This is a genomic window from Glutamicibacter sp. MNS18, from assembly GCF_026107515.2.
GTDB lineage: Bacteria > Actinomycetota > Actinomycetes > Actinomycetales > Micrococcaceae > Glutamicibacter.
In genome coordinates this window covers 18,163-39,968 of sequence record NZ_JAPCHW010000005.1, presented here as the reverse complement: position 1 = coordinate 39,968, position 21,806 = coordinate 18,163, and the positions used below count along the sequence as shown (strand labels likewise).

General features: G+C 65.0%; 17 protein-coding genes and 1 riboswitch. Of the genes, 7 read left to right on the top strand and 10 right to left on the bottom strand.

Annotated elements, in window-relative coordinates; translation table 11 throughout:
* Nucleotides 1-39 precede the first annotated feature (39 nt).
* Nucleotides 40-2,763, bottom strand: coding sequence for an alpha-L-rhamnosidase (locus tag OK351_RS07920; protein WP_265157641.1), 2,724 nt, complete (start codon nucleotides 2,761-2,763; stop codon nucleotides 40-42).
* 106 nt (nucleotides 2,764-2,869) lie between these two features.
* Here OK351_RS07920 and OK351_RS07915 point away from each other — a divergent pair, with 106 nt between their 5' ends.
* The 4 genes from OK351_RS07915 to OK351_RS07900 all read left to right on the top strand — a co-directional run bounded on the left by OK351_RS07915 (nucleotide 2,870) and on the right by OK351_RS07900 (nucleotide 6,487).
* Entirely contained in the window at nucleotides 2,870-3,484 is a 615-nt protein-coding gene (locus OK351_RS07915) for a TetR/AcrR family transcriptional regulator (protein ID WP_265157639.1), read from the top strand.
* A 40-nt stretch (nucleotides 3,485-3,524) separates the two neighbouring features.
* Complete coding sequence (locus OK351_RS07910) at nucleotides 3,525-4,409, top strand: LysR family transcriptional regulator (RefSeq protein WP_265157637.1); 885 nt, start codon at nucleotides 3,525-3,527, stop codon at nucleotides 4,407-4,409.
* Between the two features lie 75 nt (nucleotides 4,410-4,484).
* The gene (locus tag OK351_RS07905; RefSeq protein ID WP_265157635.1) at nucleotides 4,485-5,456 is read left to right on the top strand and encodes an alpha/beta hydrolase; all 972 of its coding nucleotides are present in this window, start codon (nucleotides 4,485-4,487) and stop codon (nucleotides 5,454-5,456) included.
* Nucleotides 5,453-6,487, top strand: coding sequence for a cupin domain-containing protein (locus OK351_RS07900; RefSeq protein WP_265157633.1), 1,035 nt, complete (start codon nucleotides 5,453-5,455; stop codon nucleotides 6,485-6,487). The genes OK351_RS07905 and OK351_RS07900 overlap by 4 nt, the downstream gene beginning before the upstream one ends.
* 20 nt (nucleotides 6,488-6,507) lie before the next feature.
* On the opposite strand, the gene OK351_RS07895 is transcribed toward OK351_RS07900, so the two are convergent.
* The 3 genes from OK351_RS07895 to OK351_RS07885 all read right to left on the bottom strand — a co-directional run bounded on the left by OK351_RS07895 (nucleotide 6,508) and on the right by OK351_RS07885 (nucleotide 9,391).
* The gene (locus OK351_RS07895; protein ID WP_265157631.1) at nucleotides 6,508-7,431 is read right to left on the bottom strand and encodes a hypothetical protein; all 924 of its coding nucleotides are present in this window, start codon (nucleotides 7,429-7,431) and stop codon (nucleotides 6,508-6,510) included.
* Nucleotides 7,432-7,570: 139 nt separating this feature from the next.
* Complete coding sequence (locus OK351_RS07890) at nucleotides 7,571-8,947, bottom strand: NAD-dependent succinate-semialdehyde dehydrogenase (RefSeq protein ID WP_265157629.1); 1,377 nt, start codon at nucleotides 8,945-8,947, stop codon at nucleotides 7,571-7,573.
* 129 nt (nucleotides 8,948-9,076) lie between these two features.
* The gene (locus OK351_RS07885; protein ID WP_265157627.1) at nucleotides 9,077-9,391 is read right to left on the bottom strand and encodes a 4a-hydroxytetrahydrobiopterin dehydratase; all 315 of its coding nucleotides are present in this window, start codon (nucleotides 9,389-9,391) and stop codon (nucleotides 9,077-9,079) included.
* A 271-nt stretch (nucleotides 9,392-9,662) separates the two neighbouring features.
* Here OK351_RS07885 and OK351_RS07880 point away from each other — a divergent pair, with 271 nt between their 5' ends.
* The gene (locus OK351_RS07880) at nucleotides 9,663-10,784 is read left to right on the top strand and encodes an IS110 family RNA-guided transposase (protein ID WP_265157625.1); all 1,122 of its coding nucleotides are present in this window, start codon (nucleotides 9,663-9,665) and stop codon (nucleotides 10,782-10,784) included.
* Between the two features lie 345 nt (nucleotides 10,785-11,129).
* Here the strand turns inward: OK351_RS07880 and OK351_RS07875 are convergent, their stop codons facing one another.
* Both OK351_RS07875 and OK351_RS07870 read right to left on the bottom strand, forming a co-directional pair.
* Nucleotides 11,130-11,903, bottom strand: a complete 774-nt coding sequence (locus tag OK351_RS07875; RefSeq protein ID WP_265157623.1) for an ABC transporter permease — start codon at nucleotides 11,901-11,903, stop codon at nucleotides 11,130-11,132.
* Entirely contained in the window at nucleotides 11,900-12,916 is a 1,017-nt protein-coding gene (locus tag OK351_RS07870; protein ID WP_265157622.1) for an ABC transporter ATP-binding protein, read from the bottom strand. The genes OK351_RS07875 and OK351_RS07870 overlap by 4 nt, the downstream gene beginning before the upstream one ends.
* 62 nt (nucleotides 12,917-12,978) lie before the next feature.
* Here OK351_RS07870 and OK351_RS07865 point away from each other — a divergent pair, with 62 nt between their 5' ends.
* Nucleotides 12,979-13,971 carry a helix-turn-helix transcriptional regulator gene (locus OK351_RS07865; protein WP_265157620.1) on the top strand — a complete coding sequence of 331 codons (993 nt, stop codon included), beginning with the start codon at nucleotides 12,979-12,981 and terminating at the stop codon, nucleotides 13,969-13,971.
* A gap of 94 nt (nucleotides 13,972-14,065) precedes the next feature.
* Entirely contained in the window at nucleotides 14,066-14,545 is a 480-nt protein-coding gene (gene bcp / locus OK351_RS07860) for a thioredoxin-dependent thiol peroxidase (protein ID WP_371931399.1), read from the top strand.
* A gap of 75 nt (nucleotides 14,546-14,620) precedes the next feature.
* On the opposite strand, the gene OK351_RS07855 is transcribed toward bcp, so the two are convergent.
* The 4 genes from OK351_RS07855 to OK351_RS07840 all read right to left on the bottom strand — a co-directional run bounded on the left by OK351_RS07855 (nucleotide 14,621) and on the right by OK351_RS07840 (nucleotide 21,449).
* Nucleotides 14,621-17,854: a DEAD/DEAH box helicase gene (locus tag OK351_RS07855; RefSeq protein ID WP_265157618.1), complete on the bottom strand. Its 3,234-nt coding sequence runs from the start codon at nucleotides 17,852-17,854 to the stop codon at nucleotides 14,621-14,623.
* Nucleotides 17,855-17,991: 137 nt separating this feature from the next.
* Complete coding sequence (locus OK351_RS07850) at nucleotides 17,992-19,314, bottom strand: D-serine ammonia-lyase (protein ID WP_265157616.1); 1,323 nt, start codon at nucleotides 19,312-19,314, stop codon at nucleotides 17,992-17,994.
* Between the two features lie 106 nt (nucleotides 19,315-19,420).
* Nucleotides 19,421-20,071: a hypothetical protein gene (locus tag OK351_RS07845; protein WP_265157614.1), complete on the bottom strand. Its 651-nt coding sequence runs from the start codon at nucleotides 20,069-20,071 to the stop codon at nucleotides 19,421-19,423.
* Nucleotides 20,072-20,141: 70 nt separating this feature from the next.
* Nucleotides 20,142-20,258: riboswitch (SAM riboswitch) on the bottom strand.
* Nucleotides 20,259-20,387: 129 nt separating this feature from the next.
* On the bottom strand, nucleotides 20,388-21,449 hold the full coding sequence (locus OK351_RS07840; protein ID WP_265157612.1) for a 2,3-butanediol dehydrogenase: 1,062 nt from the start codon (nucleotides 21,447-21,449) through the stop codon (nucleotides 20,388-20,390).
* Nucleotides 21,450-21,806: the final 357 nt, after the last annotated feature.

The following is a 21,806-nucleotide window of genomic DNA, read 5'->3' as shown; positions in this document are numbered from 1 at the left end:
ATTTGCGAGGGAAAAGGTATTGCGAACAAAAGACTGGTTCTACCGCAGTGCGGGAGCCGCGGCCTTCAGTGGCACCTGGTGCCGGCTGAGGCCCGGAGGAATGGGGAATCGTCCAGTCGGGCCGACGAATTCCGCATCGATTCCCCAGGGCAGGGCAAGCTCCACTTCGGCGCGGCCGTCCTCCAGGATCCACGACACCCGGATCGGCCCGGCGGGGGTGTCCACCCGCACATCGGCCTGCTGGATCCCGAAGTCGAAGTCGGGTTCGATCCGTACGCTGCGCCATGCCGGCACGGTGGGACTGACCCCGCCCACCCGGCGGAAAATCCAGTCATCCACGCACCCCAGGGCGTAGTGGTTTAGCGAGCTCGGCCCCACGGTACCGTCGGTGGCCACCGAGTCCCAGGATTCCCAGATGCTCGTGGCCCCCTGGTCCACCGCATAGAACCAGGATGGGGTTTGGTCCTGCCAGAAGACCTGGCGGGCCAGCTCCCGGTGCCCGGTATCCCAGAGGGCATCCAGCAGGTACGGGGTGGATAGGAATCCGGTATCCAGGCGGTTACCACGTTCACGCACCAACCGGGCCAGCTCATCGCCGCAAGCCTGGCGCAGGTGCCCTGGAACCATATCCAGCCCCAGGGCCAGGGCGTGGACGCCCTGCCAGGGCAGGGGCAGCCGTCCCCGGTCATCCAGGTACTCCTGGGCGAATGCCTGCTGCACCCCGGCGGCATAGCCGGCCAGTTCCTCCTGTTCCTGGGCAAGACCCAGCACCCCGGCCATCCGGGCCGCGAGGCGTGCCGAATGGACCTGGAACATGGGGGCGATGTATTCGGAGGTGAGCTTCGGGGAGAGGGTAATGGCCTCGTGTTTCGGCAGCCCGGTTTCGAAGGTGCTGGGCGTGAGCCAATCGCCGAAGTGGCTCCCGGTATTGTGCAGCCGGCGGTGGTTCTCCCGTTGCCGGGCGCTCAGCTGTTCGCCGGCGAGCCGTTCGGGGATCCCGCCGCGCAGCGCTTCCTCCCGTTGCCAGTGGACCCAGGCCCTGACAGCCGGATAGTTCTCCTCAAGGACACGGATGTCCCCGTAGCGTTCATAGAGGGTCCACGGCACGATGGCCACCGCATCGCTCCACCCGGCGGCGCTTTCGATGGCCCCCAATCCGCCCTCATCCACCGATTCGATATCAAAGGGCGAGCGCGGTGAAATGATCGGGATCCGGCCATCGGGCAACTGGTCGGCCCGCAGGTTCTGCAACCAGCGGGACAGGAACGGGGCGACCATGGCGTTGTTGGCCGCCGCCGGGGCGAAGACCTGGATGTCCCCGGTCCATCCGGCGCGTTCACGCTGCGGGCAGTCCGTGGGAATCGACAGGAAATTGCCGCGCTGGCTCCACACCACATTCGAATGCAGCTGGTTCAGCCTGGTATCCGAGGTCTGCAGCGAACCGGTTTGTTCCAGGTCGCTGGCGATCACCACGGCCACCACCTCACCCCGGTCCAGGGTGTCGATCCCGGTGATCCGCGCGTAACGGAAGCCGTGGAAGGTGAATTCGGGTTCCCATTCGAATACCTCGTCACCCGCGGATATGAAGACATCCCGTTGATCCTTGTTCGGGCCGGTGATATTGCTGAACCAGCTGCCATCGGCGGCCAGGGTCTCGCTGTGCTCCACCGTGACCTGTTCCCCGGCCGGCACATCCCGCAGCTGCAGACGCAGGCGCCCGGCGATGACCTGCCCGAAATCCACGAGCATGGCCCCCGGCTCGGGTTGGATCCGCACCGGCTCCAGCGTGGTGACCCGGCGGACGGGTTCTCCGGCAAAGGGGACCAGCCCGGGGCCGGCCGGACCGCGGTCCACGACCTGCTCCCAGCCCGAGTCGTCGAACCCCGGCCGATTCCAGCCGTGATCAAGTTCCCTGGCATCGAATCGTTCCCCGATGAACAGGTCCGCGTACCGCCAGGGGCCGTCACTGCTGCGCACGGTCCGGTCGGAGGTGATGATGCGCGAGCTGCCATCGGCGAAGTGCAAGTGCAGCTGCCAGGTGATGCTGGTGCGCTCACCGAACTGGGCGCTGGAGCCGGTCAACCCGATGCGTCCCGCCCACCACCCGTCGGCCAGGGCAGCGGCCAGGGTGTTCTTCCCGGCCTGCAGCAGCGCGGTGACATCGTAGGCTTGCACGCTCAACCGGGTGAAATAGCTATCGAATCCCGGGGCCAGGACCTCCTGGCCGACCCTGGCGCCGTTGATCCATGCCGTGTAACTGCCGCGAGCGGTCGCATAGAACCGGGCCCGGGTCGGGGCGGCAGCCAGGTCGAACCGCTGGCGGAGCAGGCGTACCGGGCGCAACCGCTCTGCGGGCGGTGTAGCCGGCTGCGCGCCGCGCAGGGCCTCGCCAAAGGAATAGCGTTCGCGCGTGGTGGGCTGCTGCACCGGCTCGATCCAGGAGGCCGTCCAGCGATCCGTGTCCACCGCAGTGCCGAAGGTGGAGGTGCCCACCGCCTGCTGCTGCCGCGACCAGCTGGTGACCTTCCAGTGGTAGTCGGCATCCGGTGACAGGGTGCGCCCGGCGTATTCGACCAGCGCGGTCTGCGGGCTGGCCACCCGGCCCGAATCCCAGAAAAGTTCCCCTGCCGCATCGTGGACTTCCACCCGATAGTCGGTCTGGGCATGGTCGGCAATCCAGCTGAAGCGGGGAGCGCCGGTGGCGATCGCCAGCGGCTGCGACAGGTATTCGACGCGCAGGCGGCGGCAAGTCGGTTGGTTCATGGGGTTTCCTTCAGGCAACGGGAGGTGATGCGGGTAACAGAAAGCCTAAGCCCTGAAAACCTTATATGCAAGGTTTTTGTTTCAGGCAGTCCGGTAGCATGGGCATGTGAGTCAAGGAACAACCAAGCGCGGCAGCTACTCCGTGGGACGCAAGCGGCGCGGGCACATCATCGATGTCGCGGCACAGTACTTCGCCAGCCAAGGGTATTCCAATACCTCGCTGGCCGAAATCGCCCGCCAGGTAGGACTGACCACCCCGGGCGTGACCCACCACTTCCCCACCAAGCAGCACCTGCTGCTGGCCATTGTCGAGCAACGTTTCGACGTTGCCGAAAGCTTCGCTGCGGCATCCGAAGGCCCCCTGGACGGCACCCGGACCCTGGGCCTGCTGCTCGAACTGACCCATCTGTTGATCGCCCAACCCGGACTCATGGAGTTGTTCGTGCGCGTTTCGGCCGAGGCCGCCGACCCCGACAGCCCGGCCCACGAGCTGTTCGCCGAACGCTACGAGCGGGTCACCGCCCAGATCGCGGCGCTCTTCCAGGCTGAGGCGCAGGCCGGCTTCCTGCGCACGGACATCGACTACCATGCGGTGGCCCGTGAATGCATCGCGGTCAGTGACGGCCTGCAGTTGCAGTGGGTAGTCAGCCGGGGCAAGATCGACCTGGTAGCCCAGATCAACACGCATCTGCAGCGGCTCGGCGACTCGCTTCGACCCTAGCCGCCCCGGGCCGGATATCGACCAGCCGGAAGGATCCGATATGAACATCACCGTCCTGCACCTGCGCAGCTTCCTGGTCCTGGCCCGGGAACTGCACTTCGGGCGTGCCGCACAGCGGCTGAACATCAGCCCCTCGACGCTCAGCGAACAGATCGCCATGCTGGAAAAGCGCCTGCAGATGAAGCTGTTCACCCGCACCTCGCGCACCGTGGAACCCACCGGAGCCGCCAGCGAACTGATCCCGCTGGCCGAGAAGGTCATCGGTTCCATGGACGAGCTGCTGCACTGGGCCAGCTCGGCGCGGCCGGCACGTGAGCTGCGCGTGGGCGTGATGGTTTCCAGTCCGCACTTCCAGCAGGTCATGGCCGAAGCTTCCCGGGCCATGCCTGATATCAGCTGGACGATCCACCAATTGGGATTCGTCGGATGCGACGAGGCGCTGGCCGGCAACACGGTGGACTGCGCGTTCGTGGGCACCCTGGATGAGAACCCCACCGGCGACTTCCAGGCCCTGCCACTGTGGCGGGATAACTGCATGCTGGTGCTTTCCCAACACCACCGGCTGGCCTCCAGGGACTCGGTCCGCTGGGAGGACCTGCGCGGCGAGAAGTTCATCGGCGCCCCCGACAGCCGGCAAACCACGTCATGGCTGGCGCCCTTGGCCACCGCGATCCCGGGCCAGTACAGCGTCCTGCCGTTGGCCAGGAATTTCGAGGAAATCCTGGATTACTGCGCCGCAGGCCTGGGCGTCAACATCTGCGCCCAGAGCGCGGCGCAGATCTATGCCCGCCCCGCCTTGCGCTTTGTTCCCATCGGCGACGCCCCGCAGATCACCACCCATCTGGTGGTTCCCGCCGCCGGCAGCACCCCGGCAGTCGAGGAATTCGCACGGCTGGCCGTGCGGGTCAGTCACCAGCCAACCTGATCATCCGGATTCCCCGAACGGTGATCCGGAGAATCCCGCTGGCCGGAGTGTGATCCACGGCCCAGTATGGATGCCATGAGCACTTTCCGTCCCGCCCCCACCACGCGGCTTCTCGAAGGCATCACCTACTCGAGACCAGCAGGTAAAGACCTGCTGCTGGATCTCTACCTGCCTGGTACCGGGGAACAGCCCTACCCGGTGGTCATCTGGTTGCACGGTGGCGGCTGGTTCACCGGCGACCGGACCCTGGCCCCGGATCTGGCACTGCATGCCGGGAGCATGCAGTGCGCCATCGCCTCCATCGAGTACCGGCTTTCGGGTACGGACGCCTTCCCCGCGCAGCTTGAGGATGTCCACCAGGCGGTGCGATTCCTGCGTGATGAGGCCGGGCGTTTCGGGCTGGATCCGCAGCGTATCGGCCTGTGGGGCGCCTCGGCGGGCGGACACCTGGCCGCCCTGGCGGCGCTCACGGCGGAGCACCCGGTCTACCGCAACGAGCACCCGGAGGCGGAAGCCGCCCGGGTGCAGGCCGTGGCGGTGTCCTACCCGCCGGTCGACCTGGCCGCCATCGTTGCCCAGGCCGCCGGGCGGCAACGCGGTTGGGAACAGACCCCGGAAGGACGGTTCCTGGGCCACGACCCCGCCACGCCGCTCGGGGCCGAGCTGGCGCGCCAGGCGAATCCGCTGAGCTGGGTCACCGGTAGCGCCCCGGCATTCCAGATCTCCCACGGCACCGGCGACCTGCTGGTTGGGCCCGACCACTCGGTGCAACTGCACCAGGCATTGCTGCAGGCCGATGCCGACAGCGAACTGTATCTCCTGGACGGCTTCAAGCACGGCTTCCTGAACCCGCCCGGGCGACTGGATGTCCAGCTGGCGTCGGTCATGGATGACGGTCGGCTGCAGGCGGAGGAGCCGGTGGCCGCCATACATTACGCCTCCGGGTTACCCGGGGACGGGGCCGCGCACACCTTCGGCTTCGCCCGTGTCCACGAATTCTTCAAGCACCGGCTATCCACCCTCCCAACGAAAGCGAAACTCCTGTGACTACCACCGATCTCGACCTAATCCATGGCGCGGTACCGCTGGTCAACCAGCTGCCCGGCGAACCCCTGCCCTACTACATGGCTTCCGGGGAAGGTGCCCGCTATGAGAAGGACGGGCAGCTCTACACCGTAGTGGCCCGTTCCCAGGACACCGGCGGGGACTTCGAGGCCGCCTTCATCCTCGGCCCGCGCGGCGCCGAAACCGCGGCCCATGTACTGACCGGCCAGCAACGCTCCTATGTGGTGGCCGCCGGCAGCCTGGAGGTGTGGATTTCCGGGGCCGGACGCATCCTGGCACAGGGGGATTCCTTCCACGTGCCGCCCGGCGCCACGCTGTCCTACCGTTTCCTGAGCCACATGACCAGGCTGTTCATGTTCTGCGCTCCAGCAGGTGCACTGGAACAGCTGTTGGGGACCGACACCCAGGTGCAGGCACACATCTACCAGAGCGCCGCGGCGAAGAACCTGTTGCTCCCCTCCGGTTCCGGTGCCCAGCCGTTGGAAGCCGAACGGGACGCGGATCATCTTCCCGAGGGGGTTGAGGGGTACTTCCTGTCCGCGGGTTCCGGGGACCACCGCGGTTGGCCCGATGCGTTGAACACCTATCTGGCGCGTGGCCGCAATACCGGCGGACGCTACTTCGCGGTCAGCACGCTGGCCGCCCCGCAGCCCTACATCATCCGCCACTTCCACAAGCAGCATACCGAGAACTTCATCTGCCTTTCGGGCAGGGTCTGGCTTTGGGTCAACGGCCAGGAGCTGCTGCTGACCGCCGGGGACTTCCTGCATGCCCCGGCCGGAACCATCCACAGTTTCGCCATCGCCGCGCACAACACCCAGATGCTGGGCATGCTCACCGGGGACATCTTCGAGCCGTTCTTCGACGTGACCGGTGTGGCCGGCGCAACGAACGTCTACACCGAGGGGTTGATCGACCCGTCGGTGGTCATCCAGGGCATCAAGCAGCATGCCGAGCTGGACCTGGTGGTGACCGGCCCGCCGCCGGAGCGTGTGCGCGCCACCGGCATCTAGGACTGGTGCCCCGGGGACGGCTACGGGGATTCGGCCCAGCGCAACACACGCAGGGCCCGCAGCGTATTCCAGCGGCTGGGCTCGCCGTGGGGTGCATCCAATTCCAGGTAGACCTCCCCGGGCCAGGTGATGCCGGCGATCCACCGGCCGTCCGCTCCGCGCCGCGATTCCAGTTCCTCCAGGGCCGGGTGCAATCGCGGGTCGGCCGGGCCGCCGGCATCCCGGAAGTAATCCAACGCCCGCAGGATGTCGTAGAACCAGTACGGCGGGAAGGAGAAGTTCAGGTAGCGGCCCACGGCGATTTCGCCGGTGCTCTTGCGCCTGAATAACGAGCGCTCCAGCAGGTATCGTTCACCGTCTTCACGTGCCGCGGCCACTGCCGGTTCCGGGTCGGTGACGGACCGTTGGTACTCCAGCAGGCCTTCCAGCACGCACAACGTCGAATCGAAGGACGAGACAGCGGAGTGCGGGGCCTGGCAATTCCATCCGCCGTCGGGCAGCTGTTCATCGACCAGCCGCTGGACCAGCCTGGTGGCTCCGTCCCCGAGGACTCCGAAGTAGGCGTTCTGTGCCAGCACTCCCCCGTTGATGCACGGCTCGACTTCGCCGTGGAAATAGGGCAGGTCATCCCACAGGTGCCAGGTGACCGAGGACCGCACCCGCTCCACGGCCTCCAGCACCAACGGGTCAGCCGGCAGCACTCCAAGTCGGCGCAGGCTGGCCAGTGTCCAGAGCACGGACTTGCGACTGCCGTTCTCTCCCCATTCATCGCCGTTCCAGTACCCGTCCTGTCCCTGGTGGGCCAGCAGCGTCGCCCCGTACCCCTCGCGGGCTATCCGGGATCGCTCGGTTTCCACCTCATTGGCGGGAGCATCCAGCAGATCACGCATGACCTGCCAGCGGAGCGCGGGATCCGAATCGAGCAACCAGTCGGTGGTTTCCATGCGGCATATTCTCGTCCCTTTCGCCCGCCACCGCTAGGGGTACTGCCCGGTTTCCCTGTCCCGGTGCCGGCCGCGCAGATGCACAGGCCGCCGGGTATCTGGATACCCGGCGGCCTGTGTGTCAAAAAACCTCCCGCGTTTAGCGTCCGGAGATCTTCACCAGCTTGTGGTTGATGAACTCGTCCATACCGTACTTGCCCAGTTCACGCCCGATCCCCGAGCGCTTCACGCCGCCGAAGGGCAGCTCCGCGGCACTGCCCGAGGGCTCGTTGATGGCCACCATGCCGGTTTCCAGCTGCCGGGCGATCCGGTCGGCGCGATCGGCGTCCTTGGTGTGGATGGAAGCGCCCAGCCCGTAGTCGGTGTTGTTCGCCAGGGCAACGGCTTCCTCCTCGCCGTCCACCTTGTACAGCACGGCCACCGGTCCGAAGAGTTCCTCGGTGAAGGCCCGCATCTCTTCGGTGACCCCGGCCAGGACAGTGGGTTCAAAGTAGGCCCCATCCCCATCCACCGGCTTGCCACCGGCCAGCACGGTGGCGCCCTTGTCAATGGCGTCCTTCACCTGGGCGGCCAGCCCGTCGCGGGCGGCAGCCGAGGACAGCGGGCCGACAAAGGTCTCGGCCTCGGTTGGATCCCCGACCTTGATGGTCGCCACCTGGTCCACCAGGGCCTTGGAGAACTCCTCGTAGACGGAGGAGTCCACGATGAAACGCTTGGCGGCGTTGCAGGCCTGGCCGGTATTGCCGAAGCGGGCACGCATGCCCATCTTGGCCGTGCGGGCCACATCCGCGTCTTCCATGACCAGGAACGGATCCGACCCACCGAGTTCGAGTACGACCTTCTTCAGGTTGCGTCCGGCGATCTCCGCCACGGCGGCACCGGCACGTTCCGACCCGGTCAGCGAGACCCCCTGGACCCGGCGGTCGGCAATGATGTCGGCCACCTGGTCATTGCTGGCGAAGATGTTCACATAGGCACCGGCCGGTGCGGAGGCCTCGGCAAAGATCTGTTCCATGACAAGCGCCGACTCGGGGCACTGCGGGGCGTGCTTGAGCAGGATGGTATTGCCGTTCATCAGGTTCGGCGCGGCAAAACGGGCGACCTGGTAGTACGGGAAGTTCCACGGCATGATGCCCAGCAACACGCCCACCGCTTCCTTGCGGACCAGTGCCTTGCCGCCGCTGGCCACCTCCAGTTCCTCGTCTGCAAGGAATTTCGGGCCGTTCTTGGCGTAGTAGCGGTAGATCGAGGCAACAATGCCGATCTCCCCCTGGGCCTGGCGAATCGGCTTGCCCATTTCACGGGTGATGATGGCCGCCAGCTCGTCGGCGCGGGCTTCGTAGATGTCGGCCACACGCTCCAGCAGGGCTACCCGCTCGGAGATCTCGGAGGTCGACCAGCCGGTGAAGGCCTGGTGCGCCAAACCGATGGCTTCCTGGATCTCGGCGTCGGTGGCCGTCGGGTAGGTCGCTTCCACGACTCCGGTGGCAGGGTTGGTCACAGCGTAAACAGACATGGTACTCCTTGGCACAGGTGAAACCGCGGGTTCACCGTCGAACGGGGTTCCCTCCCAGCTTGTCACGGATCACAGCCCGGCAACAGCGTCGTGCACACCGTGGGCCGGTGTTCTTGCTGGGCGAACGCCCTATCCGATCCCGGCCCCGGCGGCTTCGGCCGCCAGCTGGATCTGCTGGGCCAGTGCCACATCCCGGGCGGTCACCTTCGAGCCCGCGTCATGGGAGGTCAGCGCAATATGCAGCGTGTCGTAGCGCCAGTCGACATCCGGGTGGTGGTTGGCCTGCTGGGCCAGCTCGGCAATCCGGGCAAATAAGTCGATGGCCTCTGCGGCGGTGGGGAACGACAGCCGTGTGCGCAGGCTGTCGTCCTCGTGCCGCCACCCGGGCAGGCGCCGCAGGTTCAGCTCCAGTTCTTCGTGGTTCAGCACCTCATCAGGGGACATGGTTCTCCTAGGCATATCAATGGGCTACCTCCAGTCTGCCACCGCTCGGCCCGCAGGGATACGGTTACCGCCCGATCGGCCCGCCCCTAGACGATATGAGTTGTAGGGCTCGGCAGGTCTGGTCAGAGCTGGAACCTCCGCTTCATAATGATTGAACGCTCTACGGCGTAGCGTGGATCACCAACATGATCACCACGAACCCGTGGATTTCCTCGGGTCTGTGGCGCCACTGTTGTGTTGGTGCCGACAGATGAACAAGGAGGTTCCAGCTATGTACCAGCGTACTTTCATCGGCATGGACGTGCATGCTCGTAGCGTGAAAATCTGTGCCATCACCCCGGACACCGGCGAAGTGCAACGCGCAGCCTTGGCCATGGACCCAGCCGGTGTCCGCCACTGGATCCTGACCCATGGTGGTGAGATCTCCACCCTCCGGGCAACCTACGAGGCCGGACCGACAGGGTACGGCCTGGCCCGCACATTGACTGCGGCCGGGATCGAGTGCGTCGTCGCGGCCCCGTCCCGGTTGATCCGGCCTTCCGGGGACAGGGTGAAGACCGATGCCCGGGACGCCGAGCACCTGGCCCGGCTGCTCTCCTTGGGCCAGGTCACCGAGGTGCGGGTCCCGGACCCGGAAGAAGAAGCGGCCCGGGACCTGGTGCGGCTACGCGAGGACGCCCGGATGGATTTGATGCGTTCCCGGCACCGCCTCTCGAAACTATTGCTGCGCCACGACTTGCTCTATACCGGCGGCAGGGCCTGGACCGCGGATCACCGGGCCTGGCTGGAGGCGATCAGTTTCGATATCCCGACCCTGCAGCTAACCCTGCACGAATCCATCGGGATGCTCGACACCGTCATCGAACGCAGGGACCGACTCGATGCACAGATCGAGCTGATGGCCACGACCAGCCGTTACGCGCCGGTGGTCACCGCGTTGGAGTGCCTGCGCGGGGTCGGCACCCTGACCGCGTTCGGGCTGGCCGTCGAGATTGGGGACTGGACCCGGTTTACCGGGAACAGCATCGGCGCTTACCTGGGGCTGGTGCCCAGTGAGCATTCCTCGGGGCAGACCCGCTGCCAGGGACCGGTGACGAAGACCGGGAACAAGCATGCGCGCCGGTTGCTGGTCGAGGCTGCCTGGCACCACGCCCGCCCGTACTACGAGCCCAGCAGCACCCTACGCCGGCGATGGGATGCCGCGACACCGGAAACCAGGGCCCGGGCGCACCGGGCGAACCAGCGGCTGCACCGGCGATGGGAAGCGTTCGAGGAACGCAAGAAGCGCCGGTGCGTGGCGAACGTCGCGATCGCCCGTGAACTGGCCGGCTGGTGCTGGGCACTGGCCGAACCCCAGCAACGCACCACAGAGGACACCGTCATGGAGTCCTGAACCATTTCCCGAGACTTCCCGTGAACCCCTGACCCGACGGAGAGGTTCGTGACAGCGTGGAAGCAACCCGCGTCGCAACTATGAACCGCGGCCGTCTGCTGCCTGCATCAGACGCTGATGGCCCGCGACGTTCGATCCTAGACCAGCGGCTCTGCTTCCCGCCGAAACGTCGTCATGCGGTAACCAACCCGCGGATATCAGAATCGACCACGTCGTCGCTGAAACACAGCACGAGTCACGACCCAGTCCGAAGAGCGAGGTCCATGGGAACCAGCAAGGCGACCACGCGCCTTTTCAGATGCGAGGTCGCCTTGCCATGCCCACCTTGACAAAACCAACTACATATCAGTTGCTGCGCCGCATTCCGCGGATGCCTACGGCCAGCCCGAGTACGGCCAGCAGCCCTGCCGCCACCCACCCCCAGAGCACCACCGGGTCCCAGAACTCGCCCTGGATCAGCGCCCGTTCGGCCTGGACTACCCAGTTCACGGGGTTGACGGTCGAGACCGCCCGCATCCACCCCGGTCCCTCGTCCAACGGTAGCAACATGCCCGAAAGGATCAGCAACGGGAAAATCAGTGTCTGTTGCACACCACAGAACAGCCATTCCCGGTCGCGGGTGCCCAGCGCCAGGGCGTAGGACAGCGAGCCGAGGCCGATACTGAAGACCGCGAGCATCACCAGCCCGATCGCCAGCCCGCCGGGATGGAACCTGAATCCGAAGGGCAGTGCGATCAGCACGATCAGCAGGGCTTGCGCCATGATCGGGGCGACTTCCTTCAGCGCCCGCCCGATGAGCAGGGAAGAGCGGGCCAGCGGTGCGACCAGGGTCCGTTCATGGGATCCGGTCATCATCTCGTATTGCAGGTTCGAGCCGACGGCCCCGGTACCGAACAGGACGATCATCACGATCACCCCGGGCACGAACCAGCGCAGGGTCTGGTCCACCGGCATCCCCGACTGCCCGATCAGCAACGGGGCAAACAACCCGAGGAACACCAGTGGCTGGACGAGGCTGAAGATCAGTGTGAACGGGTCGCGGACCACCGGCCGCAACTCGCGGACCAGCACATTCCAGGTATCGCGGCGGATCCCGCCGCGGATCGGGGTATTGGTCATTTGACTGGTCCTTCCATGGGGATCTTCGCTTCGCTTTCTTCCGGTGCGTCCGCTTCACGCAGGGTCCTGCCGGTCAGCGACAGGAACACGTCATCCAGGGTGGGCGGGACACCGGTCGCGCAGTCAACACGGATTCCGGCGGCGTCCAGTTCCCGGACCGCGGTGGGCAGCAGCCTCGCCCCATCCGGTGCGGTCAACCTCAGCGAATGGTCCTGGTGGGTTTGAACCGGCCGTCCGGCGAGCCGTTGCACCATGGAGGCTGCCGCTTCCGCGTCCCCCTGGCTGGTGAAGGTCAGCCGCAGGGCATCACCGGCGAGCTCAGCCTTCAACCGCTCGGCGGTATTGTCGGCGATCATCCGGCCCCGGTCGATCACCATGACCCGTTCGGCGTACCTGTCGGCTTCCTCCAGGTAGTGGGTGGTGAGGAACACCGTGGTTCCGTGCTGCGCCCGCACGTCGATGATGTGCTGCCAGAGGTTGGCCCTGCTCTGCGGGTCCAGGCCGGTGGACGGCTCGTCGAGGAACAACAGCGGGGGTGCGTGCATCAGTCCCAACGCGACATCCAATCGGAGTTTTTGCCCGCCGGAGAGTTGCTGCACCGAACGCTTGGCAAAGGGCGCCAGATCCAGGGACTCGATGAGCTCATCCGCCCGGCGGCGGGCCTGCGACTTGCCCAGCCCGTAGAAGGCACCCTGGCTGATCAGTTCGTCACGGACCCGCTGGGCGAAGCTGCCACTGTTCAGTTGGCCGACATATCCGATATTCCGGCGGACGGCGGCGGGCTCACGGCGGATGTCGTGGCCCGCTACCCGTGCCGAGCCGGAGGTGGGAGGGATCAGCGTAGTAAGCATCCGCAGGCTGGTGGACTTGCCTGCTCCGTTGGGTCCGAGAAAGGCCACCAGTTCCCCGGGCTGCACCGTGAAACTGAGGTCGGTGACCGCCTCGACGGGTTGCTTGTTGACGCTGAATCGCTTGCTCAGCGAGCGTGCGTCGATGATGGGTTCGTTCGTCATGGAATTCACCCTAGAATCCAATGAGGACAGATACCGTCCTCGTTATCTGTCATAGTGGTGGCATGTCCGATTCAATCTCCCGGGCGCTGGCCTTGCTGAACCTGCTGCAGATCCACCGGCACTGGCCCGGCTCCGAACTGGCACAGCGACTGGGCGTCACCGCGCGCACGGTGCGCCGCGATGTGGATCGGTTGCGCGAACTGGGCTACCGGATCGAGTCGATCCCCGGCACCGCCGGTGGATATCGACTGGAGGCCGGAAGCGCGGTCCCGCCCCTGTTGCTAACCGATGACGAGGCGGTGGCGATGGCCATCGGTTTGCGGGTGGCCGCCTCCCAACGACTGGTCTCCGGCCCGGAAACCACCATCACCGCGCTGGCGAAACTCGAGAAACTGCTGCCGGCACCGCTGCGCCGCCGGGTCTCCGCCCTCGCCCAAGCGGTGCAGCCCGCGGGCATCCACGCAGGGGCCGCAGTCTCCAGCGAGGTTCTCGGCGAACTGGCCCTGGCCTGCCGCGACCACGAACGGGTACGCTTCACGTATACCTCCGGGTCCGGCCGAGTCACCCACCGGCGGGTGGAACCCCATGCCCTGGCACCGGCGGAAAGGCACTGGTACCTGTTGTGCTGGGACCAGGACCGGGATGACTGGCGTACCTTCCGGGTGGACCGGGTGGACAACGTCCAGCACACCCGCTCGCTTTTCACCCCACGCCCGTTGACCGAGAAGGAAATCGAGGAGTTCATCCTGGTCGCCACCTCCTGGGCGCCCCAACCCATCGAGGCGGAACTCGTCATGGAGCTGCCCTACCAGCAGATGCGTGACTATTTCGGGCAGTGGGGACAGGGTGCCACACCGGAGGGACCGGAGCGGACCCGCTGGCCGGTGGGCGGCGGGGATTTCAGGGAGACCATGTACGGCATGTCCTGGGTTCCAGCCGGAGTGGAGTACCGAACCGACCTGCCCGAACCGGCACGTTCGGAACTGCGCGAAACCCTGCAGCGGATGCTGCGCGCGCTGGACGCCGAACCGCCGGCGAAACCCGGGCCCGCCTAAAACCCCTGCACGTCATTTCTTTGCCGCCCCCCTAGAAAACCATGGCACCCATCACTAGAATGAAAAATATTTACCGCTATACGAAAGTAGGATCATGATGAGCGTCGAATCCACGCAGCTTCAGGTTGGCCAGAAGGCCCCGGAGTTCACACTGCAGGACGCCCATGGGCAACGGGTCTCACTGGCCGATTACACGGGAAAGAACGTGATCGTCTACTTCTACCCCAAGGCCGCCACCCCGGGGTGCACCACCGAGGCCTGCGACTTCCGCGACAATCTGAACTCGCTGCAGGGCGCCGGCTACACGGTCCTGGGGATCTCGCCGGACAGCCCCGAGGACATCGCCACGTTCGCGGCCGACGAATCCTTGAATTTCCCCCTGCTCTCGGATCCGGATAACTCCGTGGCCAAGGCCTACGGGTCCTTTGGCGAGAAGAGCTTCGGCGGCAAGACCTTTACCGGCACCCTACGCTCCACCGCCGTGGTGGATGGCACTGGCAAGATCAGCCATGTCGAATACGGGGTGGACGCCCAAGGGCATGTGGGCCGGCTGCGCGAGACCCTGGGCGTCTAGTCTCCGGAAACGACAACCCAAGAGGAAATAGTTGATGGTGGATCATGACGCGGTGTTCGTGTCATGATCCACCGGCTACTGGACCAACGACAGGAAGTCGTCCGCGCTCAGCGCAGTGGACTGCCCCGCATCCACCTGCTCACCCAACACATCATTAAACAACCGGGTCTTCTTCTCCTGCAGGGCCAGCACCTTTGATTCAATGGTTCCCTTGGCGACCAACCGGTACACATACACCGGCCGCTCCTGACCAATCCGATGCGCCCGATCCACCGCCTGGGCCTCCACCGCAGGATTCCACCACGGATCGAGCAGAATGCAGTAATCCGCCGCCGTCAAATTGATCCCGAACCCACCGGCTTTCAGCGAGATGAAAAACACCGGGTACTGCCCCTCGGTGAACCCGTCAATGAGCTTCCTACGGTTCTTCTGGCTCGTGGACCCATCCAGATAGCCGGTCTGCACGCCCAACCGCTCGGCCACGTCCCTGGCCTTGGCCAGGAATCCGGTGAATTGGCTGAAGACCAACACCTTATGCCCCTCGGCCACCGCATCACCGAGCAGTTCGCCCAGCAGCTGTAATTTGGCGCTCGGTGCGTCCCCCTCGTCCACCAGGGAGGGATCCAGGGCCAACTGGCGCAACAGCGTCAGCGATTGCAGGATCCGGAACCGGTTCGAATCCACGTCCTCCACCAGGCCCAGGATCTCCTGCCGCACCCGCGCGAAGCGGCGGTCGTAGGCCTTGCGGTGTCCCGGATCCAGCTCCACTTCAAGTATCTGCTCGGTCTTCGCCGGCAGATCCGTAGCCACCTGCTCCTTCGTCCGCCGCATCACGAACGGGCGTAACCTGCTCTTCAACCGCGCCAACCGGGTACCGTCCCCATCCGCGATCGGTTTGGCGTAGTTGTCCTTGAACGCCTTCAACCCACCCAGCAGTCCCGGGGCCGCCAGGGACACCAGCGCCCACAGCTCCAGCAGGTTGTTTTCCACCGGAGTTCCGGTGACGACGAACTTGCACGGCACGGCCATCTGCCGTGCCTGCTTGTACCCCTTGGAGGTGTGGTTCTTCAACTGCTGCGCTTCATCCAGCACCAACACTGAGAACTCCACCTCATCAAAACTCTCGAAATCCAGCCGGAATACCCCATAGGTGGTGATCACCAACTGCGGATCACCGGCTACGTCCAACGCCTCGGTGACACTCAACCCGCGCTTCTTACTGGTCTCACTGATCAGCACGGTATCCATCTCCGGAACGAAACGCTGCGCTTCGTTGTACCAGTTCCCGGCCACCGAGGTCGGGGCGACCACCAGGAACTTCTGCTCAGGGTTCTCCAACCGGGCAGCTTCCAGGGCCGCCAACAGCTGCACGGTCTTGCCCAGCCCCATATCATCGGCCAGCACCCCGCCCAACTGGTGGGTGCGCAGGAAATGCAGCCAGGACAACCCTTCACACTGGTAATCGCGCAGGGTCGCGGTAAACCCCGCAGGCAGCACCGGGGTCTGCAGCGGCTGACCCGAGGTCAGCTGCCGCATCGTGGCCAACCACTCATTCTGCTGCGCCTCGATAATCCCCAACGCCAGCAGCTCCTGCCACCAATCAATGCCCAACTTGTGCATCCGCACCCCCTCGGCCCGCACATCGGCCAACTCACCGGCTTCGGCAATCAGCGCGCGCAGTTGGGAGAATTCGGGTCCGTCGATGCGGATCACTTCGTGGTTTTCGAGTTCCAGGAACATCTCGTCGTTATTCAATGCGGCGAACAGCTGCACGAAGGGAATCTGGCGGTTTCCGTGCTGGACGGTGATGTCAAGGTCGAACCAGTCGTGTTTCGTTTCCCCGGCGTTGACCGAGATCTGGGCCGTTCCGTCGGCGATCCAGTATCTGGGAACCGCTTCCGCCGTTTCGATGACGTGTACGTCGGGGTGCTCCCGCAACAGCGGAAGCACATGTAAAACGAAGTCGATCGAGCCATTACGGTCCAGTTCCATGCCGGGAAAGGTGCCGGCGAATGGTTCACCCAGTGGCTGGGACTGGCCGAATTTCTCCGAGATGCTTCCCAGGATGGATTCTTCCACTTCCCGCTGGCGGCGACCGTGGTCGGCGTAATGCCACTGGTGCGAGATCTTCATATGCACCTGGGATGATTCCACCCTCACCTGCAGTACGGGTCGGGCAGGCTCGGGGATCCGGTAGCTGTCATCACCGGAACGCACCGGAGCGGTACGCCGCACCCGGGAGAGGAAACCGGTCTCGAATTCGGGGATCTCGGCGGCGGGGATGGTGATTTCCTCGTCTGCTTCGAGGATCGAGAGCAGCTCTTCGCTGATCGGCGGGTCGAATCGGGCAATGCCGATTTCCTGCGCCTTGGTCACTTCACCCTCCGACACAACGGCCAGGGTCGGTGGTGTGCCGAAGGGAAGGATCCGTTGCCGGTCCCCTCCGGGCCCCACGAGCCGGGCGGTGAGTTCCAGACCCTGCCCTTTCTGCCGCAAGTCCACGAAGCCCTGGGCCGGTTCCTCAGGGAAAGTCACCGGCTTGCGTGCGGAGGCGGCATTAACCATGGCGACACCGGTGGCCCTGATCTGTTCCAATATCTTGGCCAGATCATGACCCGGTAGCCCGGAGATCGGTAGCCAGTCGGAATCCGTCGCATAGTGGTACATGTATTCGGGGTCGCGCTCGCCCAGGCGGTACAGATCGGCCATGGCCTCACGCTGCGCCGGCTCGAACCGCCGATCGGAGAACAGGTCGCGCCAGCTTACCCCGGATTGCACCCAGGCGGTGCGCACCCCGGGACGAGCCGGGCGAGCGGAGATTTCCGTGCGGGTGCGCCCCCAATATCCCTTGCGAGTCTCCACCTTGAGCAGCAACCCCAGCTTCTCGACCTCGGCCGGGGTGTCCTGTTCAACCGGAGGCAGCAGCATGTTGAGGGTACGTTTCCAGGGAGATACGGCAGGGGCATCCTGTCGGCCCATGTGGCCCAAAGGCGGCCGTCGTTCCGAGGTGACCATGAAGTCATCCCCGTATTCGGTCAGTTCCAGCAGCATCGCCACCACGTGGTGGCAAAGGTGGCCCGATCCATCGAGTTCACACTCGGTTTTCAGCCTCACCCGGCTGGCTTCATCAAGCACCAGGGTCGCTGCCACGGCAAAGCCATCGACCCAGCCATCCACCCGGCTGGTTCCGGCCTGATAGGTTTCCTCGGCGATCTCCACCTCGTCATCCATCACCAGCCCGGTCGCCCTGGCCAGGGTCTCGGAGGTGGCCATCATCGTCAGGATGTCCTTGGTCAGGCGGTATTCCATGTTCACCATTCAGGGCCGGGGAGCAAGTGGGCTCGGGATGCCGGCAACAAGCCGGTTTTCCCGATGCCCTGCCCATGATACCGGGGCGGTTCGACAGAAAAGGGTCTCATCCTGTCCGGTCTGCGCCACTGCGTGGATTACCAGGACCCGATCCTGCCCAGTTCTTGCTGCCCTTGGGCCAGGTACCGGGCCATCTCATCTTCCGGCACCATCGAGCCTCCGGTGCACCACACCAGGTGGGTGGCGTTGACCAGCCCTGGGATTTCTGCGAAGTCAGGATGCCCGAAAACGCGCCAGGGCAGTAGCAGTCCTGCGGTCGCCGAGGGTTCCACCCGGATGCCCTCGCAGCTATCCAGTAGTGCGGTCAGGGCCTGCATCTTCTCGTCGGTGACCGTGCAGTACCCGTCGATGACATCGGCCAGGGCGCGACCCACCAGCTCGGAGGGGCGGGCTACCGCCAACCCGTCGGCGGTGGTCTTCCCGTCCAAGCCCAGATCAAAGGCCGAGATCTTCTCGTGCAGGCCGGTGCGCACTCCCAGGGTGACTGCCGGGCAGTTCGCCGGTTCGGCGAAATAGCAGTGGACGTTATCGCCGAAGACGTGCTTCAGTCCGAAGGTCACCCCGCCGGGGCTGCCTCCCACACCGCAGGGCAGGTACACCATCAGCGGGTGTTGCCCATCCACGGTGATTCCCAGTCCCCGCAGTTGGCCTTCGAGCCGCCGTGCCGCCACCGCATATCCGGCAAAGAGCGGCAGCGAGTTCTCGTCGTCGACAAAGTGCACGGTGGAATCGGCGGCGGCTTCGGCCCGCCCGGCGTCCACGGCCTGGCTGAAATCCCCCTGGTGTTCCACCACGGTGACCCCGTGGGAACGCAGCAACTGCTTCTTCCAGTCCCGGGCGTCGGCGGACATGTGCACCGTGGTGCGAAGGCCCAGTCGTGCAGCGGTGATGCCGATGGACAAGCCGAGGTTGCCGGTGGAACCCACCATGATGCCGTACCTTCCCAGGACGGCCTGGACGTCCTGGTCCGCGAAACGCGTGTAGTCGTCATCGGGTGAGATGACCCCGGCCTCCAGCGCGAAGCGTTCGGCCACCTGCAGCACCTCGTGGATCCCGCCACGGGCCTTGATCGATCCGGCGACCGGCAGCAGGTCGTCGCGTTTCAGCCACAGCTTGCCGCCCAGTGCCCGGCCCAACCGGGTGTCCAGTTCCGTCTGGAGCCGGGGAAGCCCATGAACCGGGGATTCGAGGATGCCGTGGTTTATCCCGGTCTCCGGGAATTCACGGAGAATCCAGGGCGCGAAGCGTTGGAACCTGTCACTGGCATCATCGATGAGCGCAGGATCCAGGCCGCTGTTGGACAGTGCCTGCGCGGTGGGTGTCCGGCTCTGGCGGAACCAGGTGGTTTCCTTGCCGGCGGCCATCGCCGCGATGACCGGGTCTTCGAATATCCCCTGCATCCCAGGTTCCATGTTTGCGCACCCCTTGTTGCTCGACAGCGACTGGCATTCCCTGCTGTCAGTGTAGCCCCGCCACCGGAGGCCGATACCGGGCCGGACCGAACCGCTACATCCCCAGTCCGAGGATCTTCTCCACCGCGTCCAGCGGTGTCACCCGCCACGTGAGATGTGGCAGGTCGGCCCAGTGTTCAGGCTGCAAATCCCGACCACGGGCGTCGAAGTCATCCTGGACGATATCCAGGGCCTGCAGCCGATCCTCGAACCAAGCCACACGTCCGCGTAGTTCGGCTTTCTGCCGTACACGGGTCACCGCGCGGGGGATAAATTCGTGGACCATGACATACACCTCCGGGGTGAACCCCACGGATTGCCATGCCCGCACGTAGTCGCGCCAGGGCTCATTTCGCTCCACCTCGCCACGCAGCAACCTCACTGCCCGTTGCCGGCGTGCGCGGTACAGCGCCATACCCGTGCTCCTGCCCACGGGTTGCCAGTAATCGTTCAGCGCCGCATCCCATCCCAGCTGCAGACGTTGTTCCGCATCGGGTTCGGCACCCTGGATGGACATCGGCAAACCGTATTTGTCGACAGGTACTTCAATCGGATCAAGGTAGGTTGGCCGGCCGTTGGCATCTCGATTGAGAACGATCTGCCCATAGGCTTCGTGGGCCGGTCGTTTCTCCAGTGGTTGGGTTCCATGAAGTTCCTTGCTCCAGGCTTCAAAGTCCGCGGATTCCCCGTGATGGTTCAGTTCCATGGTGGCTGGCATTCCTTCCGGATATTGGGAGGAGCCCTAATGGATCATGATTCATTTCCACTGTGCTGGCCTCACCGACTTGCCTGCGGGCTGGTGCCCGCAAGCCGGTTCTTCCCCTGGGGCACCCCACTCGATGAGGAGGGTTGCCGCGCAGCCAGCCAGGTACTTCACGCTGCGTCTCTTGAACCTGGAAACAGCATAGGACAGCACCCCGACAGTTTGGTTCTGCCGGTATCCGATAGCAATGAGCGGACCCCGCCGGTTTTTCCTGGCCCGGCGCATGGGCGGATGGAACCGACGGGGTTCAAAGGGAATATCAGGCGCGTGGATTCACGATGATCTTCACATGCTCCTCGTTGTTGTTGATCAGTTGGTCGAAGCCCTCGTCGACCAGGCCATCCAGGCCGATCCGTCCGGTAATGAACGGGGCCAGCTCCAGCTTGCCGGACTGCACCAGGGCGATGGTGTCGGGGTGGTCGCTGGCGTAACCGATGGTGCCGCGCAGATCGATTTCCTTGAGTACCAGCTTGGGCATATCGACTTCCGGTTTGTGACCCCAGATCGAGACGTTCACAATCACCCCACCGGAGGCCACCGCGTCCAGCAACATGTCCAGGACCACCGGCACCGAGGAGCATTCGAACCCCACATCCGCGCCCTTGCCACCGGTCAGGTCCCGGACCTTTTGCGCCACGTCGCCGTCCCGCGGGTCGAAGACCTCATCGGCGACCCCGGTTTCCCGTGCCTTGGCCTTCCGGGCCTCGGACAGCTCGGAAATGTAGACGGTCAATCCCTTGGCCTTGAGCACCGCGGCGGTCAGCAGGCCGATCGGCCCGGCTCCTCCCACGATGGCCACCTGACCGGATTTGGCCCCGGAGCGCACGAACGCATGGTGGGCCACGGATAGCGGTTCGATCAATGCCGCCTCATCCAGGGGGATGTCACCGATCGGGTGCACCCAGCGGCGCTGGACCACGATCTTCTCGGCCAGTCCGCCACCGCGGCCACCGAGACCAATAAAGTTCATGTCCTTGGACAGCTGGTAGGGCTGGCCCTTGGAGGTGTCCACGTCATCATGGATGATGTACGGTTCAACCACCACGTTCTGTCCGACTTCAAGATCGGTGACCCCTGCGCCCAGCGCGGTGATGGTTCCGGAGAATTCGTGGCCCATGGTGACCGGGGCCGATTCCCCGGAGATCGGGTGCGGGTGGCCGGCCGGCGGAATGAAGATCGGCCCTTCCAGGTACTCGTGCAGGTCGGTGCCGCAGATGCCGCACCAGGCCACGTCAATGGCCACGGTGCCAGGCCTCAGCTCGGGCTCCTCGATGTCCTCGATGCGGATGTCTTTTTGGTCGTAGTAGCGTGCTGCCTTCATGGAATCTCCTCAAGGATCAAACGTGGCACAGCTGAATACTGCCTCGCTGCATTGCACTTCCCACGCTATCGGCTCCGGCAGCCAAAGACACCCCCTGCCGCGAATTCGAGGGAACTCGGGCTGTACAGGTGCAGTTCCGCAGTCTGGTGACAAACCTCTGCCGGCCACCCTGCGCGGAACCGGACCCTGGGCCGCACCCGATCCACCGCGCCCCGGACCATCGAGTGCAGCCAGTACAGTCCCGGGGTGGATCCGGAGACCCTCCACGACCGGAGGCAACGTTCGGTATCGCACCCTCGTGAGGACTCCGCGTGGGCGAACATCGCCGAGCGGTGGCTCATGATGGAGAACCACGGC